Annotated in this window: 2 protein-coding genes; both read right to left on the reverse strand. The window is 36.5% G+C overall.

Annotation, left to right across the window (positions count from 1 at the left end; genetic code table 11):
• Window positions 1-3266, reverse strand: a 3266-nt coding sequence (locus tag AC3WJF_RS22910; protein ID WP_492456390.1) for a S8 family serine peptidase, incomplete at its 3' end; no start/stop codon positions are given.
• 808 nt (window positions 3267-4074) lie between these two features.
• The coding region (locus AC3WJF_RS22915; protein ID WP_492456392.1) for an Ig-like domain-containing protein at window positions 4075-5466 on the reverse strand (1392 nt) is incomplete at its 5' end.

A 5466-nucleotide genomic window follows, 5' to 3' on the forward strand; every position in this document is an offset into this window, starting at 1 on the left:
TTCCATTCACCATCATTCACTCTGTATTGTGTTGATTGTACGTCAGATAAATCATCAGTTGCAGAAAGTTCAACTGAAACATCAGAAGTATACCAGCCATTTTCGCCTTCAGTTCCAGTAACCGTCGCTGTTGTGACAGGTGAAGTTTCATCTGTTACATTGATAACAATTTCTTTCACTGCAGAGTTTTGTCCCGCGTCATCAACCGTAAGCTTTACTGTATTCTCCCCTACTGTTAATCCATTGATGGATGCTTTAAATGTCCCATCTTGATCTAAAGTAATCGGGGTAGTACCTTCTTGCTTTTCACCTTTGCTATTTGTTAGTTCATACTTTGCATGTAATTTTGAATTGACATCGAAATCTTCATCTACCGCTTCAACTACTGCAGGAGCCAAATCGATATACTTGTCAACAATACTACCTGAAAGTTCAAAGCTTGGACTTGTAGCTGAATAGCTATCTTCTGTTACAATTTTCGGTACTGACGATTTAATAAAAATTGGATATAGATCTACCGGTGCAACATCTACAGAGGTTATGTTTCCTTGTTTATCGGTAGTATAAGTATATATCGAGAGCACATATACTCCATCTGGTGCTTTCACTTTTTTACCAGTATTCCAATCCGTGTAGGTTCCATCAAACTTAGCTGTTTTTGCTCCAGTTGATGTTGAAGAAACCCCTACTATATATCCAAAATCGACATCTTCTTGTGTTGGATCCCAAAGTTCAATAATGGTGTTCTTTTGACTATTATAGAACTCATAACGAACTGTAGTACTATCTAATTTGCCATCTCCATTTGGCGAAATATCATTGCTATCAATTGTAAAGCTCTTTAATCCTGTTGGCGGAGAAAAGTTAGCAGCAAATGGTAAAATTAATTTTGTTTTACCATTTTTATTGTTAATGTGAATGTATCCTAATAACTCATTACCAGTAGTTCCAGTCCCTTTTGGAACAGTTAAAGTTACCTTCAATGCTTGCTCACCAGAACCTGGTAGCGTAAAGCTTGACATGTCAACCGTAACGTTCGCACCTGCTAGTGTACCGGTCGCTGCCTTTGTCGTTTCAACTGTAACATCATAATCACTTGCATTACCAGTTAGGTTTTTCACTTTAACATCTTTAGTAATGGTTACTTCACTACCTGTTGCAACGTTTCCGAAAGTAATTGTTCCTTTGATATTATCAATATTGGTATGGGTACTATCATAAGTTGTTTTGTCATATGAATATGCCAACGCTTCTGTTGTTGCAGCTTGAAGCGGCTGAACAAGTCCAGGTCCTTGGGCAAAGACATCATATTTTTTCGTGTCAAGTTGTTTCGCAGTGTTAGAGATTGCTACTTTAATATCGAATGGAGACCAATTTGGATGTTGTGATTTAAGTAATGCTGCAATACCTGCGACATGCGGTGTAGCCATACTTGTACCAGTAAAACGATCATATGCCTCATCATATGATGCATCTGGATAATCCTTCCCATAAGCTGGAACGGACGACATAATATTTGTTCCTGGTGCTGTAATATCTGGCTTTAAATCATAATTAGGATTTGCTGGACCACGGGAACTGGAATCATTCACGTCATCCCCAGTAGTCTGGCCAGTTGTATAGTTACTGAATGTTACCTTACCTGATTTTCCACCCAATGCAGCGACTAGTGCATTTCCATCTGTATATGACATGGAGAATGATGGGATGAACGTAAATGAATCTCCTAAAAAGGCATTATCAGGTGGCCCCGGGTTTCCAGAACCTGTTGCAGAATTATAAATAATAATCCCTTTGGCTCCTGCTGCTTTTGCTGCTGCCAATTTATCCACATAAGCAATATCTCCACGAGAAACAAGTGCAACCTTGTCTGTAACATCTAGATCTTTATAATTATCTGCTGATCCAACACCTGGTACTGGTACTAAGTCAAAACTACCAGTAAGCACACTAGCAGGATCCTGTCCAGATTTCCAAGCCATCATATCAAGGACGGATTCTTTTGAATACGTACCACCTTCAATTTTTACAGTTGCTTTTTTCGTTGTTTCAGGAACAGTAGAGTTTGCAACAGAAATAGCAAATGCCGCAGTAGAAGGGCTTCCGATTGTTCCTCTGTTTGGACCGTCGTTACCAGTTGCAACAACAGCTGTTGTACCAGCAAGCATTGCATTATTAATAGCAATCGCATCAGATGATACTTGGCTATTAGTAGCGCTACCTAGTGATAAGTTAATAATGTCCATCTTTTCCTGTACTGCTGTATCGATAGCTTTTATGATACCGGAATTGGATCCACTTCCGTATGCACCTAATGCTCTATAGGCATACAATTCTACTTTCGGTGCAATACCTATAACTTTCTTGCCCTGTGCGGCAATTGTTCCCGCAACGTGTGTTCCGTGTTCCGTGTAAAAAGGTTCACCAGTTTTTGCATCAAATTCCGCTTTTCCAGCTGGACGTTCTACTGGTGAAGTTTCATACGGATCATCGTAGTCTCTAGTACGAGTATAATCTTTTGAGCTCGATTGATCGATGAAATTATGTCCACCTTTATAGACATCTTTTAACTCTGGGTGTAAGTAGTCAATCCCTGTATCAATAACTCCTACTTTTACCCCTTGTCCTTGATACCCTAATTTCCATACATCTGGTACATTTAGGTATGGGTTGTCCGTGTTCAACATTCCATCGGCGGATAAATCACCACCATCACCTGATGGTTCTCCAAAAGCTTTCATTTCAATATCTGGCTCTACAAATTGTACTCCTGGAATGGAAAGTAAATCTTTTAATTGGCTCGCTTTCACTTTCATTGCGATACCATTGAAAACTTCATTATAACGGAAGCCAAGCTTGGCATTAATGCCTTTTGTACCTAGAGCATTTACAAATGTCTGTTGTTGGTTAACAACATTTTGACGTGCTGTCTGCTCCATCTTAGTGGAAAAAGATTTTCCAGCAATTTTATTAATACCTTTTGCCAAAGCAACTGGGTATTCTGTCATTCCAACAATTACGGATACCTCTTTATCGCCTGTCAAGTTTTGTAAATCAGGATGTAGTTCGGGTTTTTTAAGTAAATTAGCCTTCTCTTGATCAATAATTTCCTTCATTTGATCTAGTGTTCCACTATCCATTTTAACATTGCTCTTTACTGGCACATTATTTGTTGCTGCAGAACCATACAATGGAAATAGCATAGTGAAAACAATGGTTAATGCTAGTAAACTACTAAATATTTTTCGATAGTTTCTTGTTCTCAATCAGATTTCCCCTCTCTACTTTTTCTCTTTCTAAATTGAAAAGCTTAAATAAATCTACCCCTAATCTTTCACCCCCATATAAAAAAACAGATTATTTTCAGATAATCCAAAGTATTTTGAATTACGGATATTATTATACTATACAATGTAATAAAATACTTCAAAAAAGTTAGAAAAATATAATGTTTTGTCATTCTTTATAATTGAACTGTAAAAAATGTATTAATATGTAGTATTTTGTTAAATGCAAAAAAGTCTCGTAGAGAATTCTCTACAGGACCTTATTTTTTTCACTATTAAAAACACCATTTACTAACTTGCAAACGTTGTTTATAGATTATAAGTATGATAGAGTTTAACCCTGCAGAAAAATGCCCTCCGTCCAAATGTTTTGGGTAAGGAAAAGCTGGAGCAAGAGTAAAGGCCATTTGTTTTATTATCGGGGGAAACACCCAAAAGTAATTGCATTGATTTCTACGAATACATAAAAAAGCTTTTGACGTACTTACCGAATCTAGTTATCTATCAAAAATCTGAAATTTTAGATCAATACATGCCCTGTTCAAAAATGATTCAGGCAAAATGTAGAAAACAATGAAATAAGCCGTATATATGACTAAAAAATTCATAATATACGGCTATTTGTAATGCGTACCGATAAGGTGCGCTTATTTTTATATTTCTGGCTTACAGTTAAACTCCACTAGTTGTGTGCTATTTTGTGCAAAGTTTCCAATTGTCCCTTAATAGAACCTTGACCATGTTTATAAGAAAAGGGGAACGCAAGAACCGTCCCCCTGTTTCATATTTATTTTACTTTAACGCTTGCTGTTTTACTCTTATTTTTTGCTTTGTCTACTGCATATACTGTTAAGGTTGTACCTTTTTTCTGAGCTTTTATTTTGATTTTATAAGCTCCTTTGCTGTTTACAGTACCTTTGCCAAGTAGTTTTTTGCCGTTGTAAACGTAGACAGTTGCACCTTTTTCAGCTTTTCCGGATACATAAGTTGATTTAGATGTTACCTTATCTACTGAAGGTTTTGCCGGTGGTGTTTTATCTACTACTTTAACAGTTGTAGCTTTGCTCACATTCCCAGCTTTATCAGTTGCAGTAACTTTAATTTGTGTTCCAGCCTTTTGTTTCTTAATTGTAAAGCTGTAGTTTCCAGATTTGTCGGCAGTTACAGTTTGTGTAAGCTTTCCAGCAATGTAAAGCTTCACTACTGCATTTGCTTCTGTTTTTCCTGTTACTGTTGTAGACTTATCTGAAACTTGTTGTACTGTTGGTGCCTTTGGAGCTTTTTGATCAATAGTAAACTTCACTGTTGTTTTAATACCAGCTTTAGATGTTACTACTAATGTATATGTTCCATCAGCTTTGACTACTGTACCACTTGTAAATGCTTTACCATTTAATGTCGCTGTTCCTTTATCGAATTTAACAGTTACATTTTTATTATAGTATGCATTGTTTTTCACGCCACTTACTACCGGTGCGGTTTTATCAATAGTAAAGTTCACTGTTGTTACATTACCAGATTGAGAGGTTACTACTAATGTATATGTTCCTTCTGCTTTAACTACTGTACCATTTGTGAAGGCTTTGCCATTTAATGTCGCTGTTCCTTTATCAAATGTAATCGTTACATCTTTATTATAGTAAGCATTGTTTTTCACGCCACTTACTACTGGTGCTGTTTTATCAATAGTGAAGTTCACTGTTGTTACATTACCAGATTCAGATGTTACGACTAATGTATATGTTCCTTCTGCCTTGACTGTTGTACCACTTGTAAAGTCTTTGCCATTTAATGTCGCAGTACCTTTATCAAATGTAATCGTTACATCTTTATTATAGTAAGTATTGTCTTTCACTCCACTTACTACTGGTGCAGTTTTGTCAATAGTAAAGTGTACTGTTGTCCCAATACCAGATTCAGAGGTTACGACTAATGTGTATGTTCCTTCTGCTGTAACTACTGTACCACTTGTGAAATCTTTACCATTTAATGTAGCAGTACCTTTATCAAAGGTAATCGTTACATCTTTATTATAGTAAGCATTGTTTTTCACGCCACTTACTACTGGTGCTGATTTATCAATAGTAAATTTCAATGTTATTTCAATACCAGATTCAGAAGTTACGATTAATGTATATGTTCCTTCTGCTTTGACTACTGTACCACTTGTAATAGCATC

It is taken from the genome of Heyndrickxia sp. FW510-T9 (genome assembly GCF_058781025.1).